Source organism: Lysinibacillus sphaericus OT4b.31 (genome assembly GCF_000392615.1).
Taxonomy (GTDB): Bacteria; Bacillota; Bacilli; order Bacillales_A; family Planococcaceae; genus Lysinibacillus; species Lysinibacillus sphaericus_B.
This window is the reverse complement of sequence record NZ_KB933398.1, coordinates 867,658-892,637: the sequence shown is the minus strand read 5'-3', so window position 1 is coordinate 892,637 and position 24,980 is coordinate 867,658. Positions and strand designations below refer to the sequence as shown.

The 24,980-nt window shown below is 38.7% G+C and carries 18 protein-coding genes; 4 read left to right on the top strand and 14 right to left on the bottom strand.

Going from position 1 to position 24,980, the window contains the following annotated elements; genetic code table 11:
• Positions 1-330: 330 nt before the first annotated feature.
• The 4 genes from H131_RS04080 to H131_RS04065 all read right to left on the bottom strand — a co-directional run bounded on the left by H131_RS04080 (position 331) and on the right by H131_RS04065 (position 6,057).
• Positions 331-1,200: a GNAT family N-acetyltransferase gene (locus H131_RS04080; protein WP_230491819.1), complete on the bottom strand. Its 870-nt coding sequence runs from the start codon at positions 1,198-1,200 to the stop codon at positions 331-333.
• 340 nt (positions 1,201-1,540) lie between these two features.
• Positions 1,541-3,367, bottom strand: a complete 1,827-nt coding sequence (locus H131_RS04075; protein ID WP_010857790.1) for an ABC transporter ATP-binding protein — start codon at positions 3,365-3,367, stop codon at positions 1,541-1,543.
• On the bottom strand, positions 3,367-5,088 hold the full coding sequence (locus tag H131_RS04070) for an ABC transporter ATP-binding protein (protein WP_010857789.1): 1,722 nt from the start codon (positions 5,086-5,088) through the stop codon (positions 3,367-3,369). Before H131_RS04070 ends, H131_RS04075 begins: the two co-directional genes overlap by 1 nt.
• Positions 5,089-5,163: 75 nt before the next feature.
• Positions 5,164-6,057: a DMT family transporter gene (locus tag H131_RS04065; RefSeq protein ID WP_010857788.1), complete on the bottom strand. Its 894-nt coding sequence runs from the start codon at positions 6,055-6,057 to the stop codon at positions 5,164-5,166.
• Positions 6,058-6,243: 186 nt separating this feature from the next.
• Between H131_RS04065 and H131_RS04060 the strand changes: the two genes are divergently transcribed.
• On the top strand, positions 6,244-8,265 hold the full coding sequence (locus tag H131_RS04060) for an EAL domain-containing protein (protein WP_010857787.1): 2,022 nt from the start codon (positions 6,244-6,246) through the stop codon (positions 8,263-8,265).
• A 66-nt stretch (positions 8,266-8,331) separates the two neighbouring features.
• Here H131_RS04060 and H131_RS04055 read toward each other — a convergent pair whose 3' ends face one another.
• Positions 8,332-8,799: a threonine/serine exporter family protein gene (locus H131_RS04055; protein ID WP_010857786.1), complete on the bottom strand. Its 468-nt coding sequence runs from the start codon at positions 8,797-8,799 to the stop codon at positions 8,332-8,334.
• Positions 8,800-8,811: 12 nt separating this feature from the next.
• Positions 8,812-9,564, bottom strand: a complete 753-nt coding sequence (locus H131_RS04050; RefSeq protein ID WP_010857785.1) for a threonine/serine exporter family protein — start codon at positions 9,562-9,564, stop codon at positions 8,812-8,814.
• 184 nt (positions 9,565-9,748) lie between these two features.
• On the opposite strand from H131_RS04050, the gene H131_RS04045 reads away from it, so the two are divergent.
• Complete coding sequence (locus tag H131_RS04045; RefSeq protein WP_010857784.1) at positions 9,749-11,161, top strand: polysaccharide deacetylase family protein; 1,413 nt, start codon at positions 9,749-9,751, stop codon at positions 11,159-11,161.
• 102 nt (positions 11,162-11,263) lie between these two features.
• On the opposite strand, the gene H131_RS04040 is transcribed toward H131_RS04045, so the two are convergent.
• The 4 genes from H131_RS04040 to H131_RS04025 all read right to left on the bottom strand — a co-directional run bounded on the left by H131_RS04040 (position 11,264) and on the right by H131_RS04025 (position 17,370).
• Positions 11,264-13,375 carry a beta-propeller domain-containing protein gene (locus H131_RS04040; protein WP_010857783.1) on the bottom strand — a complete coding sequence of 704 codons (2,112 nt, stop codon included), beginning with the start codon at positions 13,373-13,375 and terminating at the stop codon, positions 11,264-11,266.
• Between the two features lie 114 nt (positions 13,376-13,489).
• Positions 13,490-14,683 carry an acyl-CoA dehydrogenase family protein gene (locus H131_RS04035; protein ID WP_010857782.1) on the bottom strand — a complete coding sequence of 398 codons (1,194 nt, stop codon included), beginning with the start codon at positions 14,681-14,683 and terminating at the stop codon, positions 13,490-13,492.
• A gap of 9 nt (positions 14,684-14,692) precedes the next feature.
• Complete coding sequence (locus H131_RS04030; RefSeq protein ID WP_010857781.1) at positions 14,693-15,865, bottom strand: saccharopine dehydrogenase family protein; 1,173 nt, start codon at positions 15,863-15,865, stop codon at positions 14,693-14,695.
• Between the two features lie 26 nt (positions 15,866-15,891).
• On the bottom strand, positions 15,892-17,370 hold the full coding sequence (locus tag H131_RS04025; RefSeq protein WP_010857780.1) for an aldehyde dehydrogenase family protein: 1,479 nt from the start codon (positions 17,368-17,370) through the stop codon (positions 15,892-15,894).
• A gap of 472 nt (positions 17,371-17,842) precedes the next feature.
• Between H131_RS04025 and H131_RS04020 the strand changes: the two genes are divergently transcribed.
• On the top strand, positions 17,843-18,643 hold the full coding sequence (locus tag H131_RS04020) for a TIGR00266 family protein (protein WP_010857779.1): 801 nt from the start codon (positions 17,843-17,845) through the stop codon (positions 18,641-18,643).
• Between the two features lie 173 nt (positions 18,644-18,816).
• Here H131_RS04020 and H131_RS04015 read toward each other — a convergent pair whose 3' ends face one another.
• From H131_RS04015 to H131_RS04000, 4 genes are all read right to left on the bottom strand, one after another.
• Positions 18,817-19,779: a 2-hydroxyacid dehydrogenase gene (locus H131_RS04015; protein ID WP_010857778.1), complete on the bottom strand. Its 963-nt coding sequence runs from the start codon at positions 19,777-19,779 to the stop codon at positions 18,817-18,819.
• A 224-nt stretch (positions 19,780-20,003) separates the two neighbouring features.
• Positions 20,004-21,296, bottom strand: a complete 1,293-nt coding sequence (locus H131_RS04010) for a globin-coupled sensor protein (RefSeq protein WP_010857777.1) — start codon at positions 21,294-21,296, stop codon at positions 20,004-20,006.
• Positions 21,297-21,598: 302 nt separating this feature from the next.
• A complete protein-coding gene (locus H131_RS04005) occupies positions 21,599-22,432 on the bottom strand; it encodes an undecaprenyl-diphosphate phosphatase (RefSeq protein WP_010857776.1) in 834 nt (277 codons plus the stop codon).
• Positions 22,433-22,574: 142 nt separating this feature from the next.
• Positions 22,575-23,654 (bottom strand): metallophosphoesterase, encoded by a 1,080-nt coding sequence (locus H131_RS04000; RefSeq protein ID WP_036129807.1) that lies wholly within the window; start codon positions 23,652-23,654, stop codon positions 22,575-22,577.
• A gap of 157 nt (positions 23,655-23,811) precedes the next feature.
• Here H131_RS04000 and H131_RS03995 point away from each other — a divergent pair, with 157 nt between their 5' ends.
• Entirely contained in the window at positions 23,812-24,960 is a 1,149-nt protein-coding gene (locus tag H131_RS03995; protein ID WP_010857774.1) for an acyl-CoA dehydrogenase family protein, read from the top strand.
• Positions 24,961-24,980: the final 20 nt, after the last annotated feature.

The window sequence follows — 24,980 nt, the reverse complement described above, 5'->3', positions numbered from 1 at the left end:
CGTGGTGGCAGACGATAAAATTTGCCCTTTGATAAATAAGCTTTGACAACCTTCCACCATGATCTAGGGGCTTCCTTTGGAGGAGACTTCTTTTTCGGCAATGCCGGCATGCGCATGATAACGACTCCTTTCATCGGGCTTATTATTACTATATGGGCATAGTACGTATTTATGATAAAAAAGTCATTTATCACTGTATCAATTAATTGTTATATCAGGTGAAGGGCTCAATGCGATGAATTTGATGGTCTTAAGCAAACCGTTTGCTCAAAAACAATTGCATAAAAAAGAGTGAGAAGCCATGCATAAAGCATACTCCTCACTCTTCTTTTATTTTTTCACGTAATAGTCAATTTGCTGCGCTTTCATAAAACCAGCCTTTTCATAAACCGAAAGTGCCTTTCTATTTTCGATTTCCACATCAAGCATTACATGTTTCACGCCAATTTGGCTGGCATAATTTTTCGCGAATAACAATAACGCTGTACCAATACCTTGTCCCCCATACATGGGATGGACGGCCAATGCTGTCACCCATTGAACTTCGTTTTCTTGCGCTGTCGTCACCGTACCAACAACCTTCCCGTCTTTACGGGCTACCCATAAATTACGTTCACTTTTAGATGTATTAAAGTTAATTAGTTCCACTGATTCTTCTGGCAAATCACCAAAAGCCTCACTATAAATTGAAATAAGCTCTGCTTGTTCTCCTGCATATGCAGTTATAATAACCTCATCTTGTAGCACTACCGGCTCCGCTTTAGTTTCTAGTGTTGCCTCTGAAAAACTGTACGTATAACAACAATTTTCAATAAACGTATGACCATAAGGTGAACCATCAATGACTAATGCTAATTGACCTTCTGCGCCCCGCTCTACTAGTCCAGCTTGTAAAACTTCTACTAATGCTGTACCGATTCCCATTCGACGACACGCTGGTAAAACTACTAGCGACCACTCATACGTATATAGACCCATTAAATCAATAGCACTTGCTGCACCAACTAATAAATCTTTGTCATCGTCGTACGCTAGCACCATAAAACCTTTTGATTCAAAAGAGCCTGCTAACGGAATATTCATAATCGTTTCGTATACTCGATAATCATGTAATGTTGCTTCTTCACATAAGGTTTTTAATTCATTCAATGTTTCGCCGTCTAACGGGAAAGACACTGTAATCACTGAAATGTTCATCATTTACTCCGTTCTTTTATCAGACTATTGCCCTATTGTAGCAAGAAAGAAAATAAGCTGGCAACATTAATCTTTGTGTTTACCAGCTTATTTTTACCCTATATAATAGGTGTTAAAACTCCCACTTATAAATAAAGCATAAAACGGTTTAAATGGGAGGTTTAAGTACTCGCAAATATCTGATTAATTCAGCCGCTGATTACATAGCCATCGCCTTAGAAAGTGACGTTTTGACAAATGATTGTAGGGAGAAAGCACACTAAGAACACAATATACAATTGCAACTTCCGCTCACTAGCACAACCTGCGCACCGAAAGCCTTTCCTTATCCTTTAGTCTCACTTTATAAATGATGTGCGGACGATTCAAGCATTTGAGCGTAAATTCCGCCAGTAGCAATTAACTGCTGTTGCGGGCCTGCTTCGACTAGCTCACCCTTTTGCATCACAAGCACTATATCAGCATTGTGCACAGTATTTAATCGATGGGCAATAACAAAGCTTGTACGCCCTTGCATCAACGTATCAAGCGCTTCTTGAATGGCTAGTTCCGTGACCGTATCAATGCTACTCGTTGCCTCATCGAGTAGTAAAATTTTCGGATCTGCAATAAGTGCTCGAGCAATAGATAGCAGTTGCTTTTGTCCTTGAGAGATTTCGCTTCCGTCTGCTGCAAGAAGCGTATCATAGCCATCTTTTAGTTTCATGATGAAATCATGTGCATTTGCACGTTGCGCCGCTTCTTCAATTTCTTCATTACTAGCATCTAAACGACCATAGCGAATATTTTCCCTCACCGTTGCTTCAAATAAAAAAGGGTCCTGTAACACAAAGGCCATTTGCGAACGTAGTGCCTCACGTTCAATTTGTTGCACGTTTATACCATCAAATAGTACCTCGCCCTCTGTTACTTCATAGAATCTAGCAATAAGCTGAAGAATCGTTGTTTTTCCGGCACCAGTTGCACCAACCAATGCAACCGTTTGACCTGGTTCTACTCGAAAACTTATATTCTTTAATGTGTAGGCTGCCTCTGACTGTTCATACTTAAAAGAAACGTTTTGAAAGGCTACGTTCCCTTTTAACAAGTGGTTTTGCGTGTTAGGGAATTCGATTTCCTGCGGTTCATCAAGTAAAGAAAAGACACGTTCAGCACCTGCAATCGCCGAAAGTACTGTATTGAATTGATTGGCTAAATCATTTAAAGGACGTGTAAACTGTCGTGCATACTCCGTGAAAATAACAATTACGCCAATGGTCACGTGACCATAAAGTGCAAGTATCCCACCAATTCCTGCAACAATTGTAAAGCTCATATTATTTAAAAAGTTCATGACCTTGGGGATATAGCCCGAATACGTTTGTGCCCAAAAGCCGGTTCTTTTTAAGCGTAAACTTTTGTCACGAAACTCTGCCTTAACACGTTCCTCCTGTGAAAATGCCTTGACAATACGCTGCCCAGAAATGGTTTCTTCAATCATTCCGTTAAGCGCTCCGATGGCCGCTTGCTGTTCTTTAAATAATGGTGCTGTACGACGTGTAATCCAACGCAGCGCTATAAACATGATTGGAATAATTGTCATTGTTAGTACAGTTAATAAAGGACTCAAACTTAGCATGATGATAAGCGTACCTCCGAGCGTTAAGACACTTGAAATGACTTGGATAAAGGAACTGTTCAATGTCGAACTAACCGCTTCTATATCATTTGTCACACGGCTCATTAATTCCCCATGTTGGCGACGATCAAAAAACGATACCGGGAGACTTTGAAAGTGTGCAAATACAGACGTTCGTAGTCTGTAAATCGTTTGCTGTGCAATACCAATCATCCAATAGTTTTGTAAAAATAATGATACAGCTAACAGCCCATAAATTCCTACTAGCAAGGCGATTGTACTGCCCAGTCCCGTTAGTTCCCCTTGCATCACATAGTTATCAATCATTTTCCCGATTAAGTATGGGCCCAATAATGCCAAAATCGAACTTACCATGACGAGTACAAACACAATGATTAATAATGCACGCTGTTCATCGACGATTTTCCATAAACGACCAAGCGTACTTTTCCAATCGGCTGCACGAGGACCCTTCTTTTTCTTTACGACCTGCTTTAAATCATCCTTCGTCAAAATCGGCTCATAGCCAAAAGGTTTGCGGAAAAATCTCATTATTCCTCCACCTCCTGTTGGGATATTGCAATTTTTTTATATAAAATGGAAGACTGCAAAAGCTCATCATGTGTGCCATATCCGACAACCTCGCCTGCATCTATTAAAAGAATGCGGTCTGCCACTTTAGCCGTACGAATTTTTTGTGTTACGACAAGCATCGTGGCTCTTTCATCGCTCAAAGCCTCCCACAACGCTTGCTCTGTTTTCACATCAAGAGCACTCGTACTATCATCAAGCATTAATAGATGCCCTTTCCTGAGCAATGCCCTTGCAATGGACAAGCGTTGCTTTTGCCCCCCAGATAAATTAACACCCTTCTGCCCAACTCGTGTATCGTACCCATTTGGAAAATCTTCAACAGAGGCATGGATTTGCGCTTGCATAGTTGCTTGAAATACTTCTTCCATTTCAGCCTCTGCATCACCCCAACGAATGTTGTCCACAATGCTACCTGTAAATAATAATGATTGCTGAGGTACATAACCTATGGTCTCACGCAGCTCTTGTAGATCCCATTGTTGTACATCTTTTCCTTCTACTGAAATCTGCCCTGACGACACATCATAAAAACGAGGAATAAGCTGTAGTAAAGTTGATTTACCCGCTCCTGTTGCTCCCATAATCGCTAACTTTTCACCAGGCTTCACTTGAAAGCTTACATTGGACAGCACAGCTTTCTCTGCACCTGGATACGTAAAACTCACGTTTTCAAATACTAACTCACCAAATTTTTCCTTACTAAAAGCTTCTTCAAATGGAGAAGTGACCTCTACTTCATTTTCAACAGCTAGCACTTCTGCCATTCGTTCTGCAGAGGCTTTCGCACGTGCGTAAAAAATAATGATGAAAGCAAACATTGAAAACGAACCTGTCATGCGCATTGCATAATTGACAATGGCTACAATATCTCCGAGTGGCGCTGTACCTGCAGCAACTTGCTTTGTACCAAACCATAGTACTGCAAGTAGGCTCATATTCATGATAAATAATAGCACTGGCATAATGTACTCCATCGTGCGTAGAGCCTTCACCGTATCTATTTTTAAGTGTGATGCCACCTGTTCAAAGCGTGACGCCTCATATGTACCACGTAAATAAGCCTTTACTAAGCGAATGGCTTGTAGATTTTCCTGTAGTACACGATTTAATCGGTCCACACGCTTTTGTACTCGCCCAAAATAAGACACGCCCTTCGCAACCATATAAACTAAAAACACCAAGATTATCGGTGCACCGATTACTAAAAAGAGGGCTAGTTTTGCATTTACGGCAAATGCCATTATTATACTACCAACTACTGCAAGTGGTGCCCGCAGCATAATACGTAGGCTCATAAAAAGTACCGTCTGTACCTGTGTCACATCATTCGTCAATCGCGTAATCAGAGAGGCCGTTGAGAACTTTTGATATGTTGCAAGCGTGAACGATTGAATTTTCTCGAACATTGCGTTTCTTAAGTCAAAGGCAAAGCTTTGTGCAGTATGCGAAGAATAATAGGAATTAACAATCCCCGCTAAAAATGCTATGAAGGATAACATGAGTAATACTGCTCCCCATTGCCATATCATTTCATGATTTTGAGCTCGGACGCCTTCATCTATTATTTTGGCCATAATGAGTGGTTGTACAAGCTCCACAAATAATTCCAACAACATTAAACATAAAGCAAATATTGCAGTCCATTTATAAGGCTTTACATACGAAAAAATTTCTTTCAATTCCCTCACCCCTTGTTTGAGAAAAAACATCACTGAATCTCAATATAGTTCTAAATTCCTTTTTAAATAATATTTTTATGCTTTTTCACCCGCAATAGAAAGCCATGTTACACAAACAAGCATAACAAACACACCCATTAATTGCCAAAATCCTAATGACGTACCAAACATAATTACTGAAATAACCATAGCCGTTAACGGTTCAATACTCGATAAGATACTTGTCTCTACAGCCGTAATATATTTCATGCTACTTAAAAATAGCACAAAAGCCATTGTGCCAAAGACAATGAGCGCAATCATTAAGCCTGTAACCTTCAAATCCATAAAAGTAAGCCACTGATTCGACTGCCAAATTCGACTGATAATTCCTAACGTTAGACCCCCTATTAACATTCCCCAGCCCACAACAAGCAGTACACTCCATTCTTTCATGAGACGTGCTGGATAAAGTGTGTAGAATGCAAAAGTTAAGCCCACTGCTACTCCCCACAACAACGCTTTGTTACTAACTAATAAAGCGTCAAAAGAAGCATTCGTAAGTAATAAGAATAGCCCCCCTAATGTACCAATAATTCCTAATACTTGATATTTAGGTGGCCATTTCTTTAAACTAAGAGAGACATAAGCAACAACAAATATTGGCGCTAAAAACTGAAGTAAGGTAGCTAGCACAGCATTGCTTTCATTTATCGCTGCTACGAAGGCATATTGTACGCCCAACATTCCTGCTACACCAAAGATGATTAGCTGTCTACTCCATATTTTTTGTTGCCATATACAGATGATATTTTTTCCAGTTAACAATAAATAGGCGAGTAATACAATACCCGCAACTGACAAACGAATGGTTAGCATAAAAGAAACTGTTAATGGGGTATGATTGAGTAACCATTCCATTAAAGGTCCTGTTGCACCCCACAACATCGACCCAGAGATTATAAATAGTAATCCTTTTAACCGTTCCACACCAATCCCGCTTCCTATATATGTACTAAAAACTGTTATTTATTTCAAAACTTTTCTTACATTTCATTAGAAAAGTCCTAATTTTTTTCACCATCAAATATTTACAAATATATTCATAATGACTAATTCCCGATAATTCTCTATAATATTAGTATATATTGATTACCCAAGGAGATTGAATAAATCATGAGTCAAATCCATAAATCATTTACGATTGATGAACATTATTTAAATTCACTTCCTTTTCCTGCATTTGTCATAAACCAAGACGGACAAGCTTCTATTTGGGGAAAGAATGCTGAACAGCTATTTGGTTTTTCTGCTACTGATATTAAAGGACATACTACTCCATTCATACATGAAAATCTACTGCGTCAACTTTCATTTGAGACGTTCCAATCCATACTTCAAAGTGAAGACAGTACGTATTTAGATAAGGTTCAAGTGTATACAAGTTCAAATGAAGAAGTTACTACAGCGGTGTTGGCTAAACCGTTTATGGAACAAGGGGAACACCTTGTCTTATTTATGTTTATGTTACCTGAATTAATGATCAATTCTGTATCAAATAGTCGTACTTTTGCAGACTTAAAGCATGGTTTAGACTCCACTTTCATGTCTGTAACACTAGACCAAGACGGATTTATTTTAGAATGTAATGCTGAATTCCTAAAAACAAGTCAATGGACACCAAAACGTGTTATCGGTAAAACGTTTTGGCAACTGTTCCCAGATAACGATGTAAGCGAAAAAATAACAAATACCATCTGGCGCAATTTAAACAATAGTAACACATGGCAAGGTGAGGTCGAAAAAGTTACAAAAACTGGCCAATCATATTGGGTACTGTTAACTGCAATCCCTACTTTTAATTTAGAAACGAATGAACAACAGTTTATTTTAATTGAAAAGGATATTACGAAGTCAAAAACAATTCAGCACCAGCTTGAAAAAATTGCATATATTGACACCGAGACAGGTTTAATGAATGCACATCGTCTTGAAAAAGTCATTTCTAGTATGATTGAAGAAGATAGACACTTTTCATTTGTCTATTTAAGCATCGATAAATTTTACACATTAAAAGAGTTACATGATCAACAAATTAACCAGAGCCTAATTATTGAATTTACAAATCGTATAAAAATGTATTTTCAAGACAGTGCAATGGCGCGTATCAATGAAAATGATTTTGTTGTCATAACACCTTTAAGTGAATGGTTTATTCAAGGCTTTTTATCTTACTTACAGCAGCATCCAATATACAGTAGTAATATTGCTGTGCCTATTTCGATTAGCGGTGGCATTACACGCTTCCCAGAAGATCAAACAACCTTCTCTCAACTAATGAAGGCATCCATCGCTACCATTACATCGGTACGTGAAGCTGGTGGTGATAAAATTGTCTCACTATCTAAAGCAACACATAAAGCTTTAAATCGTAAAGCTTTAATTGAAAAACGTTTACTTCAAGCGCTTGATCAGAAGAACCTTAAGGTCCTTTATCAGCCTCAAATTGATGTTTACACAGGCAAAGTTACAGTTGTAGAAGCACTCGTTCGCTGGGAAGATGAGGTCATGGGGGTTGTTTCACCAGATGAATTGATTCCAATCGCTGAGGAGACAGGGCTCATTAACAATATCGGTTCATTTATGTTAGAAAGAGCTTGTGAACAGGCGTTAATTTGGAAGAAGGCTGGCTTGAATTTAAAAGTGGCCATTAACTCTTCTGTACGTGAATTCCGTGACAAAAACATGGCCAAATCAATACTTGAAATGTTAGCAAAAACAGGTTGTCCTGCAAGCCTTATTCAAATTGAAATTACAGAGAAATTCGCTTTAGAAGCAGAAGCTGCAACCTTTATTACACAGCAAATGCGTAAGCTTGAAAACGAAGGTATTGTTTTCGTATTAGATGATTTTGGTACTGGATATGGTTCATTCCGATATATGCAAATTTTACCGATAGATACATTAAAAATTGATAAGACATTTACAAGTTCATTATTAAAGTCTGAAAAAACACAAAAGCTAATGCATGGCATGGTGCAATTAGGTAAATCCATGGAACTCAAAGTGGTTGCTGAAGGTGTTGAAACCGCTGAACAAGCCGACCTTTTAATCACATACGGCTGTGATGCTATTCAAGGCTATTATATTAGTAAGCCTGTTACACCAGAGGAAATTGAGGCATTGCTTGTAAAATAACAGTATTTCTGGCTGTCCAGCTCATTGGACAGCCTTTTATTTTTATGACATCTTACATCAGTAGGTTTATTTTTTGTATACATTTTTTATTTTCATTTTACTCATATACATTGCACGGAATATAAGCTGCATGAATACCTCTGCAAATACCAGTCCCATAACAATCGCACCAGTTATTAAAAACGCCTTTAGACCATATTGTAAGCCTTGTAAATAATCATCTTCTACAACATTCCGCATCGCATTGTATGCCATGCCCCCTGGCACAAGCGGAATAATACCAGCTACAATAAAAATAATCATTGGCATTTTAAAGCGCCTTGCATACAAGTGTGCCACAATGGCAACGACAAATGATCCAAAGAAAGAAGCATTTACAACATCCATGTCATATTCTGTTAATACATAATAAATCAGCCAGCCAACTACGCCAACAAAACCACAATGAAGCAAAGTTTTTCGAGGTACATTAAAAATAATCGCGATACCTGCTGTTGCAAAAAAACTGACCACTAATTGTACGATTATATCCATAACATCCGCCTCCTAAAATGATAGGATGACGGCTATAGCTGCACCGATTGCAAATGCTGTTAAAAATGCCTCTGCTCCCTTTGCCATCCCTGACATAAAATGACCTGCCATTAAATCCCTCACTGCATTGGTAATTAAAATACCTGGTACAAGTGGCATGACAGAACTAATAATAATTTTGTCTATTGCTGCACCGTATCCAGATTTTACTGCAATAAAAGCAATAAGACCAATGACTAACGAAGCAGTGAATTCTGAGAAAAATTTCACCTTTGTTAAGTGATTCATCCACACCAGCACAAGGAAACCTAACCCCCCTGCTACAAACGCAGCAGGAAAATCCGACCATCCTCCTTTAAACATTATAAGAAAGCACCCACTCGCAAGAGCTGCTGAGAAAACTTGAATATAAATTGGTAAAAAATAATTTGTTTTTTGTATCGACTTTAACTCGTCATAAGCTTCATCTAATGTTATCATGTGAGATGTGAGTCTACGAGATACTGAATTTACCAAGGCGATTTTTTGCAAATCTGTAACTCTACTGGAAATTGAAGTAATTCTCGTCGGCTGTGTCTTACCTAACGAAAAAATGATACCCGTAGGTGTAGCATAACATTGAGCATCTAACATATTTTGTGATTGTGCCATACGCAGCATCGTATCCTCCACACGGTATGTTTCTGCCCCACTTTCAATCATGATACGCCCTGCAAGTAGCAAGCAGTCAATTGTTAATTCATTATCCGCTTCTTGTAATATCATTACAGTTATCTACCTCCTTCAAAAGGTTCCTTGCCAATAGTAAATAGTATCGAACTGCAAATAAAAACTCAACCGTAAATCTTCAACATTTTTTTACATAATTCGTAGATTCGTATAACTTTTCCGATGATTCACACGTCTGATTGTATAGATAAATAATTTAACAGAGGGGAGCGTATCCAACATGATGCAGGAACGCAGAAAACGACGCGGCCCAATGATTGATTTCCTATTAATTGGCCTCATTATTGCATTAACATCCATTATTCTTGTCATTATCCTGTCAAAGGATGACTTTAAGTTTCAAAAAATTAGTGCTTCGAAAGATTCAAACTCAAATTCTTTAAATAGTAATTTATCGACTGAAAGCTCTGCGTTTCCAGGGATACGTATTGTAACAGATGTTTCCAATGATAAACGCACACCTTTTGCCATTCACTATCCACAAACAGAAAATAAGGTTTTTAATGACGCCGTATTACAGTACATAACGGATTCAAAAGAAAACTACTTGTCGGAAATGAAAAAAAACAATACAAAAGATGCAATGGGCGAGCTAAATATTAGCTTTGAGACATTTCCATATCAAGAGCACTATTATTCTTTTGTCCTAACAAAAATGCAGTACCTAGGTGGAGCCAATCACGAGGTTTCTACGAAAACATTTTTCTTTAATAATGAAACAGGTGAACAAATCGATATAAAAACATTGCTGCAGAACGATGAAAATAACTTGTCGACAATTGCTACACATGTCCGCAAAGATTTACAGCAAAATCCACAACTAAAAGTTGAACTTAATAAAGATGATTTACTAACAGCTACGGAGCCAAAATGGGCAAATTTTGAACGTTTTGCTATTGTAAAAGATGCGTTACTCTTTTACTTCGATGAATATGAAATTGCAAACGGTGCAGCTGGTGCTCCAATTGTGAAATTGCCACTTACGCTTATTAATCCCTTGCTAGCATCTGATTTTCAAATTGCTATGGAGACTATGGAACCGACGAAACCTGAAACTCCAGGGGACCCAAATGCTAAGCGTATTGCATTAACATTTGACGATGGTCCACATCCGATTGTAACAGAACAGATTTTAGACATCCTCGATAAATACCATGCCAAAGCCACATTTTTCATGCTTGGTAGTCGAGTACAATACTATCCTGATATAGCCAGAGATGTTCTTGCACGTGGACATGAGATTGGTAACCATACATGGAACCATCCCGTATTAACAAAATTATCATCAGAGCAAGTGTTAAAGGAATATTCTTCAACAGCAGCAGAAATTGAGTTAGCTATCAATCAAGGTGCGACTGTCTTTAGACCTCCTTACGGCGCAACTAATAATGACATAAATGCTCAAATGCCAATTCCGGTAGTACTTTGGAGCATTGACACCATGGACTGGAAGCACAGAAATGCCCAACAGCTACTCCCTTATGTTAAAAATAATTTGCACAATAATGCCATCGTCTTAATGCATGACATCCATCAATCAACAGCGGATGGACTTGATGCTGTACTTGCCTTTTTACAAGAGCAAGGTTATGAATTCGTTACAGTATCTGAAATTCTACCCTATCGTCAATAAGCAATTACAGTGCTTATAGTTAGAGAGTGTACTTTTATCACCATTACTAATCTAATTAAAGAAAATGTCCAATGAACTTAATAAAATTCATTGGACATTTCTTCATTTTATTTGCAGTGTGTCGAGTGATTTGAAGTCCTTCAGCTGATAGCTCTTTACTTCATTACGTGCAACTGTGTAAAGGGTGTCATCGATATATACGACACGTTGTACGAGTTGCTCCCAATTTTCATAAAGATCATCTGTGTCTTTACTTATGATATTGCCTTTTAAAACAATGCCTTTTTCGGCTGTGATTTCATAAATTTGCGCCCCTTGGCCTTTGTATACTATTTCGTCTTCTTTTCCTGCTTCATACAGGACTACTGGGAAACCGAAGTAATTGTACTCGCTATTACGGAATAACGCTTTCGGATTATATTGCACTTCTGAATTAGAACCTTTACCGCCAATTTTCACCGTTGACCGCTCTTTTGGATTTTGGAAATCTGATACATCAAATAAAGACATTTTCATATTCGTTGTCACCGTAAAGTTACGCTTTGAATATTCGTCATAGCGCTCCTCTGTATCGTAGCCAATTCCTATTAGGTGTGTGTCATCCAATGGGTGTAAATAGTTGCTATAACCAGGAATTTTCAGTTCGCCTAGAACAGTTGGTTTCTTTGAATTTTCTACATCAATGACAAAGAGTGGATCAACCTGCTTAAATGTCACGACATATGCCTTCCCCCCCATAAAACGGGCCGAGTATACTTTTTCGCCTGGTGCTAAATCTTTCACTGACCCAAGCTCTTTTAAATTTTTATCTAAAATGAATAAGTGATTACGTGATACATTTTGTTCATCCCTCATATTCCCCTCTGTTGTAACAATGCGGAAATCACCTTTATATTCATCCATAGAATATTGATTTAACGCAATTCCCTTTACTTTAGTCGCACCTACAAAATTCAATGCCGTCCCATCAATATCCCATTTAAAGACTTGTGTATCTACTGGCGTTGGCATCCAAATCATATCCATGACCCTCTTGTCTGCAGTGCCTCCTCGGTTTCCATCATACATTGGTGTTGTTAAATACAGTGCATTTTCCGACATGTATAGCCCGCTACTACCACCTAAATACCCCTTTGTATTTGCTGTTGTTGTGGCACCATTTTTCATATCCACTGCCGTAATCAGGCTATACGTACCATCCATTGTGTTCGGTAATATAGAAATTTTCTCAATTGGTAAACTTTTATACTCTTTACTTACCGAACTATCATAAGTTTTCGGCTTTAAATCCGGTGTCTGCCCTTGTTCCAACAACCAATAATTAGGATGCATATTCCCAATTAAATATAACGTATCATTAGTAATTCGGATATCCTGTAAATGCCCCTCTTGTGCAACCTCACGTATAAACTTAGGATTTTTTGGATTTGTTATATCAAAAAAAGTTGCCGTTGTCATGCTCGTGCCAACTTTTTCAATATACTCATCCCCAATTGCAATTAAAACATTGTCGTACAAGGCAAGCTTTGAAATATACTGTGATTCTTTTAGCTTAACTGTCGTTGCTAATTTTAAGCTATTCGGATTGCTGGCATCCACAACGGAGATACTTTGATCTTTTACCGCATAGATTATGTCATTTTTAACAACGACAATATCGCCTTCTTCTACACCATCCACTTGATTGTTTGTCGTAGAGGAGTTACTTGAATCGGCCACAGAGCTCGCTTTATCCTCGCTACTAGAAAAGTTTTCTGTACTTGATTCTAATGCCACTTCCCCATTACTATTGGCTACAATCGCTTTGAAATATTGTTGCAGCTCTTCCTCAGACTTTACGTTTTCCAATTTCTCAACGACCGTAAATGCAATGACATGCGATGCAGTTTTAAGCTCACTTTGTACAAATGCTTGCTTTTTGACATGTAATTTATAACTTCCTGGCGCTAATTCACTAACGACAAGTGTTTTACTATCTTCTCCCAAAGTAATCGTTGCAGTCACTTTTTGCCCATTATCATCCGTTACATAGACATTTTCATCTGTTATTTTGCCAGCTTTTATTGTTTTAGAGAATGACGCTTTCCAGCTTTGAGTCGCCATAATGGTATTGACCGCCTTTGCCTCAGCTTTAGGAGCCATCATAAAAGTAAAAATCCCCGGTAGTACAGCTAGCACTGAGATGAGCATAATTGCTATCCATCTATTTCTCATGTTTTTCCACTCCTTCATATACTTGTTTATTCATTAGACTGACAAAAGATAGGAAAGTTACATTTTTCTGATAATTTTTTTATAAAAAAAACGAGGGGAATAAATCCCTCTCGTTTACGGTTCAAACGGCCATTTGGGTAACATTTTTGCTAACGCTTTATCATTTCGTCTACCAAGGACATAATCCGCTTGCATAATTGTGTGAATTTCACGAGTACCCTCGTAAATAACCGGTGCTTTAGAGTTACGTAAATAACGCGCAACTGGATAATCATCTGAATAACCGTATGCTCCATGAATCTGAAGTGCATCATCCGCTGCTTTATTTGCAAAATCACAGGCCTGCCATTTCGCAAGAGATGTTTCCCTTGTATTACGGATACCTTTATTTTTCAACTCGCCAACGCGATAAACGAGCAGTCGGCTCATTTGATAGCCTGCCTCCATTTTGGCAATCATCTGCCCGACAAGCTGATGCTCACCAATTGGCTTGCCAAACGTTTCACGCTCGTGACAGTATTTTACGCTTGCTTCGATACATGCCTGAATAAGACCAACAGCACCTGCCGCTACTGTAAAACGACCATTATCCAGTGCTGACATCGCAATTTTGAAACCTTCTCCTTCTTCCCCTAGCCTATTTTCTACTGGAACGCGTAAGTCTTCGAAAAAGAGTTCGCCCGTATTGCCTGCACGAATACCATACTTCCCTTTAATAGCCTTCGAGGTAAAACCTACCATCGAACGTTCAACAATGAAGGCACTAATTCCATGATGCTTTTTGGATTTGTCTGTGTAAGCAAAAACAATAAAATGATCGGCTATATCACATAATGAAATCCAAGTTTTTTGCCCATTCAACACATAATACTCACCGTCGCGTACAGCTGTAGTTGACATTGCCGCTACGTCTGACCCCGCCCCTGGCTCCGTTAGTCCGAATGCACCAATGCGTACTCCCTTTGCCTGCGGAACAAGATATTGCTCCTTTTGCGACTCGGTACCCCATTGCATCAATGTCATGCTATTCAAACCCGTATGCACCGATACAGCTGTTCGAAAAGCGGTATCTCCTCGCTCAAGCTCCTCACAGACAATGGCAAGCGCGTTATAATCCATGCCACTGCCTCCATACTGCTCAGGTACACAAACCCCCATTAGTCCAAGCTCTGCAAGTCTGGACCAAACGCTAGCATCGAAGCTTCCTTCCGCATCCCATTTTGCAATATGTGGCAATATTTCTTCATCCACAAACTGGCGTACTGTTTTTCGGAGTATTTCTTGCTCCGTTGTAAATTCAAAATTCATGGCCATCACCTACCATTTCACAATCATTGCAGATTTATGAGACGTCTCTTTAATAACAACGCCACGTTTTGCCATTTCATTAATATACGTATCACCTGGTACAATCGCTTCTGGTGCAAAAACACCTCGATTCGTAATCGAGCCTTCACCAATCATTTGTGCAACGACAGAAATTGTATTGGCTGTTGCACGTGCCATTGCCGTTTCGTTAATCGTCATATCTTTACGTACAACCATTTCGTACTCATACGTGACCTGCTGTTGTGCTTTCTCACCTGCCACAATCACACGTAACAATACCGCATCAGGTTTTGTTCCAAGCTCTAATTTCTTCTTAAGTGCCTCTCGTACCACAGCTCGCACAGGCACTTCCATACTATCTACCTCAACCTTATTACTAGAATCTAAGAATCCTAAATCTGCTAACAATTTAAATTTCTCAGCGTGCCCCTTATAGCGAATCGTTTTATATTCTAATGTTCGAACATTTGGGAATGTCTTATATAGTGTCGATATGCCACCAGATGTATAAAATGCCTCAAGCACGCCAAAACCATCGAAATAAATTGGCTCGACTCCTGTTAATGATGGCACTTCTTCAAGTCTACCCTTCTGAATCATTTTAGAAGGTTCTGTATAGTGGTCAAATACACCATCTAAAGAAAATACACGTGTATAGTGAAGAGGTGGCTTTGGCTCTGTTGGTATACCACCGACAAATAGCTTAATAGATTCTACTTCATCTAATTTTGACGCACCATAGCCCGCCAATATATTGACCATCCCTGGCGCTACGCCCAAGTCAGGAATAATTGTAACACCCTTCGCTTTTGCTTCTTCATCAAATTCCAAAATCTTTTCTGTCACACCACCGATATGACCACCTAAGTCTACAGAATGAACACCCGCTTCAATCGCTGCTCTCGCTACACGCTCATTGAATGAATAAAATAAGGCATTCACAACGACATTTCCTTTCGCAATAACTGACGTCAATGAGTCATCCGATTCCGCATGAAGCTCAACGACTTCAACTCTATCTGTATGCAACGTGTCCACAAATTCCTGTGCTGTCTTCACGTCAATATCCCCTAAAAATACACGTTCTACATTGTTATTTTTAATTAAATCACGAGCTACCTCTTTCCCCATTAACCCTGCACCTAATACAACAACTTTCATCATGAACATCCCCTTTCAATGATAGGTTACTCTGTATCGATTTGTGCTCTTTGTAATTTCCCACTGTAATCTACATAAATGCTTTTCCATTCCGTATATACATCCAATGCGGCAACACCTGAGTCACGGTGACCATTCCCCGTCCCCTTTGTTCCACCAAATGGCAAATGAATTTCAGCACCTGTTGTGCCTGCATTTACATAAACAATACCTGTGTCTAAATCTCGTTGTGCGCGGAAAATTGTATTAATATTTTGTGAGAAAATAGAGCTAGATAAGCCAAATTTCACACCATTATTTACTTCGATCGCTTCATCTAAACTTGTGACTTCAATTAGAGAAACTACTGGCCCGAAAATTTCTTCCTGCGCAATAATCATATTAGGCTTTACATTGGTAAACAATGTTGGTTCATAGTAAAACCCTTTGTCATAGGGTGCCTCATTTAAGATTCTTCCTCCAGCTAGTAATGTTGCACCTTCTTTTTTACCAATTTGCACATAATGATTTATTTTCTCGAGGGCAGCTTTACTTATAACAGGACCGATTTTCACGCTTTCATCCAAGCCATCTCCAATTGTTAAATGCTGCATTGCCTCTAAAAGAAGTTTTTCTAATTCTTCTCTTACATCCTTATGCACAATCACGCGACTACATGCTGTGCATCTTTGACCTGCCGTACCAAAAGCACTCCATAAAATTCCTTCCGCAGCAAGATGTAAATCCGCATCATCCATAACAATAACCGCATTTTTCCCACCCATCTCCAAAGAGATTTTTTTCAAATGCTTTCCACCAAGCTCTGCTACCTTACTCCCTGTTGTAGTAGATCCGGTAAACGAAATAACTTTTACATCTGGATGTTCAATTAATGCTGTTCCTACAGTTGGTCCTGTACCAAAGACAATATTGGCAACACCAGCTGGCAAGCCTATCTCTTGAAAAATTTTCCCCATTTCATAGGCCATCATCGGTGTTTCATTTGATGGTTTCCAAATAAATGTATTTCCTGCCACTAAAGCAGGAAACGACTTCCATGTAGCAATGGCAACAGGGAAATTCCAAGGTGTTATTAAGCCCACAACACCTATCGGGGCACGTACACTCATGGCAAATTTATTGGCAAGTTCAGACGGCGTTGTCTCCCCAAACAATCGTCGCCCTTCTCCCGCCATATAATAAGCCATATCAATCCCTTCCTGTACCTCGCCCCTTGCCTCCTCAATAACTTTTCCCATTTCTTTTGTTAAAACAGTAGCTAGGTATTCTTTTTTTTCTTTCATCTTTTGACCGACGGCGTACAAATAATCTGCACGTTTTGGTGCTGGCACAAGTGCCCATTCTTTTTGCGCTTGCTTTGCTACAGCTACCGCCTCCTCTACTTCACTTGTCGTTGAGCGAGGAATAGTAGCTAGAAGCTCACCATTTGCAGGGTTCGTCACTGCTATACTTTGTAAATGTGAATGTGCTACCCATTCACCGCCAATATAGTTTTTAATATCCATTAAAAACACCCCCTGAAAGATTTCAATTATGCCTGAGCGGAATTACACCATATTATAGAGGTTGCTTGGGCCTACTAGATGCAGACTAGTTTTAGCTGATATGCATCTGGCTAAACACTGGCAATAAAAAACGTTTACCGCTTTTGTAAAGATAAGATTTTTGTATGAATGCTCAAATCTAGGCAAACTTCAAGTCTGATTCCCCTTCAATATATTGACATCCGCCAGAGGCTTTATCTTTATTCAGCTGTCATTGAGCACCCACAAAAGAAAGAATGTCCTCTACATTCAACGTACAAATCCCTCGAAAATCTTTTGCTGAATGAAAAAAATAATACACATTCTAGTTTTTTATATTCGACATTTTCTAGTTTATTCCCTTTTTTTCTAAAATAATTAATTACACAGTGAAACTATTGTGTCTTATAATCGTATAAAGTAACAACAAAATTACTATTGGAGGAATTGTATAATGAATAACCATGAAATTGACTACAAAATATTTGGTAATGACATGCAATACGTGCAGGTTGAACTAGATCCACAGGAAACGGTAGTTGCAGAAGCAGGAGCTTTAATGATGATGGATCAATCGATTGAGATGGAGACTATTTTTGGCGATGGCTCTAAAGGCAGTGCACAAAGTGGCTTTATGGGGAAATTACTTGGTGCGGGGAAACGTATAATCACAGGTGAAAGCTTATTTATGACAACGTTCACCAACGCCGGTACAGGGAAACGTCATGTGTATTTTGCTTCTCCATATCCTGGTAAAATTATTCCAATGGATTTGAGTCAATTGAATGGAAAAATTATTTGTCAAAAGGATGCTTTTTTAGCAGCCGCTAAGGGCGTTTCAGTCGGTATCGAATTTCAGAAAAAAATCGGTGTAGGTTTCTTCGGCGGTGAAGGTTTCATTATGCAAAAACTTGAAGGCGATGGCATGGCCTTCGTTCATGCTGGTGGGGCTATTCATCAAAAAACCCTACAACCAGGAGAAGTTTTACGTGTCGACACAGGATGTTTAGTCGCTATGACATCTGATGTAGATTACAATATCGAAATGGTAGGGGGCGTAAAAACAGCATTATTTGGTGGGGAAGGCATTTTCTTCGCAACTTTACGTGGTCCTGGTACTGTATGGGTTCAATCATTACCATTTAGCCGTTTGGCAAGCCGTATCTTTGCAGCCGCTCCAATTTCACAAGGCGGCGGTGGCCAATCCTCAGGTGAGGGTGGAATTGGCGGTCTATTTGACATGTTCAATAAATAATAATGCCCATTTTTCTTTTTTTCACTAGCAAATACTTAAACAACCATAAGGTGAAACTTCAATCAGTTAGGATTCTTCATTCCCACTGATTGTTAGTTGAACCAATCGGGCTTTGCCGGTCAGTTGCTCGCTCACCTCTTTCCACTTGAGGTGGGCGGCTTACTGACCGTTTTTCAGTCTATTCTATTGGATACGGCCTTGCCCTGCCCGTATGCAGTAAGTGCGTTGACATTGAGTGTCAGCATCGCTGTTCTTGTTTTCAACGAAGCACTACCAATATGGGGAAGTGCTACAACATTCGGGAGCGTTAATAACGGGTGATCCATCGAAATCGGCTCATGTTCAAAAACATCTAGCCCCGCTGCCCATAGCTTGCCATTCTTCAAGGTATCGTAAAGTGCAGTCTCATCAATAATGCCCCCTCGAGAAGCGTTAATCAGCACCGCGTCTTCCTGCATCATAGCTAATTCCTTCGCGCCAATTAATCCAACTGTATCACTGTTAAATGGTGTCATAATGACAACAAAATCAGATTGTTTTAAGAGATCCTCAAGAGGTGCATATCGAAAACCGTACATTTCCTCTGCCTCATGGCGACGTCTACGATTATGATATAAAACCTTCATGTCGAACCCCTTTGCACGTCTTGCTACTGCCTGACCGATACGTCCCATTCCGATAATCCCTATAGTTGTACCAGACACATCCTTACCAACTAACTGCATTGGGTACCAACTTTGCCATTTGCCATCACGCAAATAACGCTCACTTTCTGGTATTCTTCGGGCTGTTGCAAGCAATAAGCCAAATACTAAATCTGCAGTGGTATTAGTTAAGACACCAGGAGTATTTGTTGCCATGATGCCTCGTTTGCGTAACGCTACCACATCAATATTATTGAAACCTACCGCTAAATTTGTCACAAGTTTCAAATTGGGTGCGTGTGAAAGTAATTCCTTATCAACCTTATCCGCAATCGTTACCCATAATACCTCACAGTCCGCGACAGCTGCTAAAAGTTTGTCTCGCGGGATAACGATTTCTTCATCCTGCCACTGCTCAATCTCATAAAATTCCTCTAACGGCTCGACAATATGCGCCGGAAATTTACGTGTAATAAACAATTTCTTTTTCATGTTCCCAACACCCCTCTGTTCATTTCCCCATGTCGCTTTTAGCGTATCACTAATAAGTCATGTGCTCAAGCAGCCATTTACATTTGACAGTCGCTATTAAAAACAATTGGCTGTTTGATTTTATCTGTCATTTTACCCTTTTTATCCGTCACTTCAACTATCAACAATTTCACCTATAAAAAAGCTATGCACCCTTTCCAATGCATAGCCTTTCATCCAATTAGTTAAAATTCTTTTATTGTTGTATCGAGGCGACTTGAAACTCTCTCCAATTCCTCTGAGGACTCGCCTATGGATTCAATAATATTCGCCAACTCTGTTATTTGGTGTCCCACATTTTGAAAGTTTACTATAGAGCTGTTCACCGAGCCTGATATGGCATTAAATGCTTTTAAGGATTCTACGTTTTGTTCAATACTGCTATTCACAAGCTCCTGAATTTCCTGAATCGCTTGTACTACCTGATTTGTAATACCGTTGGACATCCCGATTAAATCTGCTATTTGTTGCACTGAATCTTTCGTTTGATCTGCTAGCTTCCGTACCTCATCGGCAACAACCGCAAAACCTTTTCCATGTTCTCCTGCACGAGCAGCCTCAATTGCTGAATTTAGTGCAAGTAGGTTTGTTTGTCCTGAAATATTTTTAACCATTTCAACTACAACATTAATTTTTGAGGATGAATGATTTAATTGCTCCACCATCTTCGCCATTTCAATCGTCTTATTATTTATTTTTCCAGTTTGCTCATTTATTACTACTATTTTTGAATAACCTTCAGTAGACACCTGCTGCATTGTATTCGCTTCATCTATACTTTCCTTCAAATATGCATTCACTTGCTTCGTACTAGAAATAAGTTCAGTTACCGCCTCATTGGTTTCATGAGAATGAGTCTCTAACTGCGTTGAAATTTCACCAACAATCCCCTTTACGTGTGCACGTACATTATTACGTTGCTCCTCTAATAACGTATGAGTGTAATTATCGTATTCTTCTAATACAATTTGCTGTTCGAAATTACAAATTTTGCTGATGGCATCACAAAATTTTTCTTCTTCATCTTTTATTAAATGCAGTTCATAGACGATCTTGCGCAATGATTTTTCAAGGTTTTGAAATGCAGCTAAATACCACTTTGGATACAAGTTAATCTTTACATGCATCTTCCCAACACGTCGTCGTTTTTCTAAATAGGCCTCGTCAATTCGCCCTTCAAACATTTCTATAATATGGCGACGCAACGTTTGGCGTAAGCGCTCACTCGAACTGTGCTTTTGAATAATTTCCAGTAAAGCCGGTACACTTTCAACTGCTTCATAAAACGTTGCTACAACCTCTACAGCATTTTGCTCAATATAAGGTTTCAAACTTCTAATTAATTGTAAATCTTGTTCTGTAAGATTGACGAGATTTAACTGCAATAAACGTTCTTGTTCTTGAATAATAACCCCAGTATTTGACACATCACTCATAACAATTGTATTTCGCTTAGGTTTACTTCCAAACTGAAACATCTTTCCACCCCATAAATATTATCTTGTGCATTACATGTCTTTTTTACTAAATACTATTAATAGAATAAAAGTATTATAACCTTATATAAAATTGATTATAATGTATATTTTCTCATATTTACAATGGTAAAGATAATGTATATTTTAAAGAAATCCCATTTTATAGTTCTTTAAAACTACTAACACAATGAAAAACCATCAAAAAAAGTTACAAAATTCAAAAAATACATGAAATATATGGTTAAAAAATTCTATATACAAAAAAGGTCACTCATCCTTGTGACAGATGAGTGACTTTTCGTTTACATAAAAATAATAATACTTAATATAGCAGCCAATACCAAACGGTAAATCGCGAATGGCATCAGTTTCACTTTTGAGATAAGCGCTAAGAAGAACTTAATGGATAGTAAAGCAAATATAAATGAACTAATAAAGCCGACTGCATAAAAACCAAAGTAATCCATTGACAGCGTATCCCAGTTTTTCAGTACCGATACAAGACTTGCCCCTGCCATAATTGGGACCGCCATTATAAATGTGAAATCAGCTGCTACACGGTGACTAATCCCGAAAAGGACCCCACCCGATATTGTTGCACCCGAACGTGAGAAACCTGGCCATAGAGATAAACACTGAACTAAGCCAACTTTGAATGCTAAGCCATATGAAATATCATCTAAAGAATCAACTTTTGGCTTTCTCGGTGCAAACTTATCGGCAACAATCATTAGAATTGCGCCAGCCACTAATGCATAGATGACATGCTCTACTTTAAATAAGTGATCGTCTATAAAATCTTTAAATGCGAAACCTAATACTACTGCTGGTAGCATACCAACAATCACATGCATTAAGTTGAATCGTCCTTTCATCGATCTTGATTGACCATCAATATTGTATAAACCAACTAGACTTAACATGCGCTTCCACATAACGACGATTACCGCTAAAATTGAACCTAGCTGTACGACGATTTTAAATGTGTTAGCAGGATACTTCCCTAAAAATTCTTCTGTTTTTAACCACATATCATCCACAATAATCATATGCCCGGTAGACGATACTGGTGCAAACTCTGTCATTCCCTCAACAAAGCCTAAAATAAGTGCCTTTAATAACTCTATGAAATCCACATTGTCACCTTACCTTTTAACATTATTCAACAATCGTTTTTTGTGGCGCCAGCAATACGCCAGCCACATTACGCAAGGCGTAATTAATTTTTCCAAACACCAACTAATTATAAGATACTCTTTTTCCATATACTATAGCTTTTTAACGAAAAGTTATATCGATTACCCAAAGCTCCGAACGACTGCCTATACGCATCGGTGGACCCCAGAACCCAAATCCCGATGAAACAAGTGTATGCATTTGATCCTTCAACTTATAACCATAATCAAGCTCGAATACACGTGCCGTAATATATTGATTTGGCCACATTTGTCCCTTATGTGTATGACCTGACATATGAAAATCTACGCCTTCTTGAGATGGAGTTACAAGATCATTTGGTGTATGATTCATGACAAACCATGGCAAATTATCACTGTGTCGCAATGCATCTAATTGCTGTCGCTCTTTATTTGTAATATCTTCTTGACCCGTTACTATAAACGCATTTTCAACTCGAATTGTTTCATCTCTTAAAATATTCACACCTGCTTTATCCATCACTTCTACAAATTCCGGAATTTTTTTGCCGTAATATTCATGATTTCCAAGCACACCGTAGACTCCGTAAGTAGCGGTTAGTGATTTCATCGTCTCTGCCATTCCTTCTTTCACAAACCATTTAGGATCATCATCCACAATGTCTCCTGCTAGAAAAACAATATCTGGCTTCGCTTCATTCGATAAATTGACAAAACGTTGTAAGTGCTTTTTATTTGATAGCACACCTAGATGGAAATCCGAAGCAACTACAACACGCATCGCAGATAGTTCACTATCCTTTTTATCCATCGTTATTTCTAAATTACGTACAACTGGAGAATACGCTAAGTAAGAGCCAACTATGCAGAAGAGAACGAATAGAGTCATTACTATACTTCCGATTATTTGTACATTTTTAAACGGGGTTAACCAAAAAACAAAATGCGCTGCCAAGCACAGCAGTAAGCCATATTCGAACACAAACATCCAATAATTCCCTATAATTGAAAACACTCTTATAGATTCATGTATCCGTCCAATAACAATGCTAAAGGCTAGAATATAAAAGCACAACCAATAAAAAACTGGATAGTTGAACCAGTTCATCGCAACAAGCCACTGCTTTACGCTCCACCCTATGCAGAAGTTTAACGCACTATATATACCAACTACGAGTATTCCTATTATTACTTTTGCCATATAAAAGCCCTCTATTTTCATATATTCATAGTTGATTATAGCATTACAATGTAAAATCGTATTTTCTAAAGCTCTTTTATTTTTTCCATACTTTCTGTAACATGATACATGTAAGAGATTATTTACGTATAAACAAGCGAAAAGGGGTGTTATTCGAATGGTAAGATACAAATTTGAATCAACAGAGCATGAGTTATTCCGTAAAACCTTACGTAAGTTTTTAGCAGAAGAGGCTGAAGTACATTATGCACAATGGGAGAAAGATCATCTTGTACCGCTGGAATTTTGGCGGAAGTTTGGAGAAATGGGCTACCTATGCCCACAAGTAGAGGAACAATACGGTGGCCTAGGTTTAGATTTTAGCTTTAGTGTTATTATCCAAGAAGAGCTAGAGCGCATTGGTTCAAGTCTTATTGGTATCGGCCTGCATAATGATATTGTCGTCCCGTATATTGAGGCTTATGGTACAGCAACACAAAAATCTCGCTGGCTACCGAAATGTATCACAGGGGAATACATTACGGCGATTGCCATGACAGAACCAGGTACAGGCTCTGATTTAGCAAATATCCAAACAACAGCAATACGCAACGGTGATCATTATATCGTCAACGGACAAAAAACATTTATCACAAATGGTATTCATACAAATTTAGCCGTTATAGCGGTGAAAACTAATCCATCTGCGGAGAAAAAACATCGCGGTATTAGCCTTCTCGTCATTGAAGAAGGTACACCTGGATTCACCAAGGGACGACAGCTTGAAAAAGTTGGCATGCATGCGCAGGATACGGCCGAACTATATTTTGAAGATTGTCGTGTTCCAGTAGAAAACCTACTTGGTGAAGAAGGAAAAGGATTCACCTATATGATGGAAAAGTTGCAACAAGAACGTTTAGCAGTAGCTATTGCTGCCCAAACAGCTGCCGAGGATATGCTGGCTTTAACAATAGATTATGTAACATCACGTCAGGTCTTCGGGAAAGCCATTAGTGAGTTCCAAAATACACAGTTTAAAATAGCTGAAATGGCGACAAAAATAGAACTTGGCAAAACTTTTTTAGAATCTTTAATAGAAGAACATATCGCTGGCAAAAATGTTGTGACTAAAGTTTCAATGGCAAAATATTGGATTACTGAAAATGCGCGAGAGCTATCTGCCCAGTGTATGCAGTTGCACGGTGGCTACGGCTATATGGATGAATATAAAATTGCAAGACGTTATCGTGATATTCCTGTAATGTCTATTTACGCCGGTACAAATGAAGTGATGAAAATGATTATAGCAAAAAATTTAGGACTATAAGAGCTTTACACTTTCTACGT

Coding starts and splice junctions, on each gene's coding strand:
- H131_RS04080 (WP_230491819.1), bottom strand. CDS start 1,200: ATGATGAACATTTCAGTGATTACAGTGTCTTTCCCGTTAGACGGCGAA.
- H131_RS04075 (WP_010857790.1), bottom strand. CDS start 3,367: ATGAGATTTTTCCGCAAACCTTTTGGCTATGAGCCGATTTTGACGAAG.
- H131_RS04060 (WP_010857787.1), top strand. CDS start 6,244: ATGAGTCAAATCCATAAATCATTTACGATTGATGAACATTATTTAAAT.
- H131_RS04055 (WP_010857786.1), bottom strand. CDS start 8,799: ATGGATATAATCGTACAATTAGTGGTCAGTTTTTTTGCAACAGCAGGT.
- H131_RS04050 (WP_010857785.1), bottom strand. CDS start 9,564: ATGATATTACAAGAAGCGGATAATGAATTAACAATTGACTGCTTGCTA.
- H131_RS04045 (WP_010857784.1), top strand. CDS start 9,749: ATGATGCAGGAACGCAGAAAACGACGCGGCCCAATGATTGATTTCCTA.
- H131_RS04040 (WP_010857783.1), bottom strand. CDS start 13,375: ATGAGAAATAGATGGATAGCAATTATGCTCATCTCAGTGCTAGCTGTA.
- H131_RS04035 (WP_010857782.1), bottom strand. CDS start 14,683: ATGAATTTTGAATTTACAACGGAGCAAGAAATACTCCGAAAAACAGTA.
- H131_RS04030 (WP_010857781.1), bottom strand. CDS start 15,865: ATGAAAGTTGTTGTATTAGGTGCAGGGTTAATGGGGAAAGAGGTAGCT.
- H131_RS04025 (WP_010857780.1), bottom strand. CDS start 17,370: ATGGATATTAAAAACTATATTGGCGGTGAATGGGTAGCACATTCACAT.
- H131_RS04020 (WP_010857779.1), top strand. CDS start 17,843: ATGAATAACCATGAAATTGACTACAAAATATTTGGTAATGACATGCAA.
- H131_RS04015 (WP_010857778.1), bottom strand. CDS start 19,779: ATGAAAAAGAAATTGTTTATTACACGTAAATTTCCGGCGCATATTGTC.
- H131_RS04010 (WP_010857777.1), bottom strand. CDS start 21,296: ATGTTTCAGTTTGGAAGTAAACCTAAGCGAAATACAATTGTTATGAGT.
- H131_RS04000 (WP_036129807.1), bottom strand. CDS start 23,654: ATGGCAAAAGTAATAATAGGAATACTCGTAGTTGGTATATATAGTGCG.
- H131_RS03995 (WP_010857774.1), top strand. CDS start 23,812: ATGGTAAGATACAAATTTGAATCAACAGAGCATGAGTTATTCCGTAAA.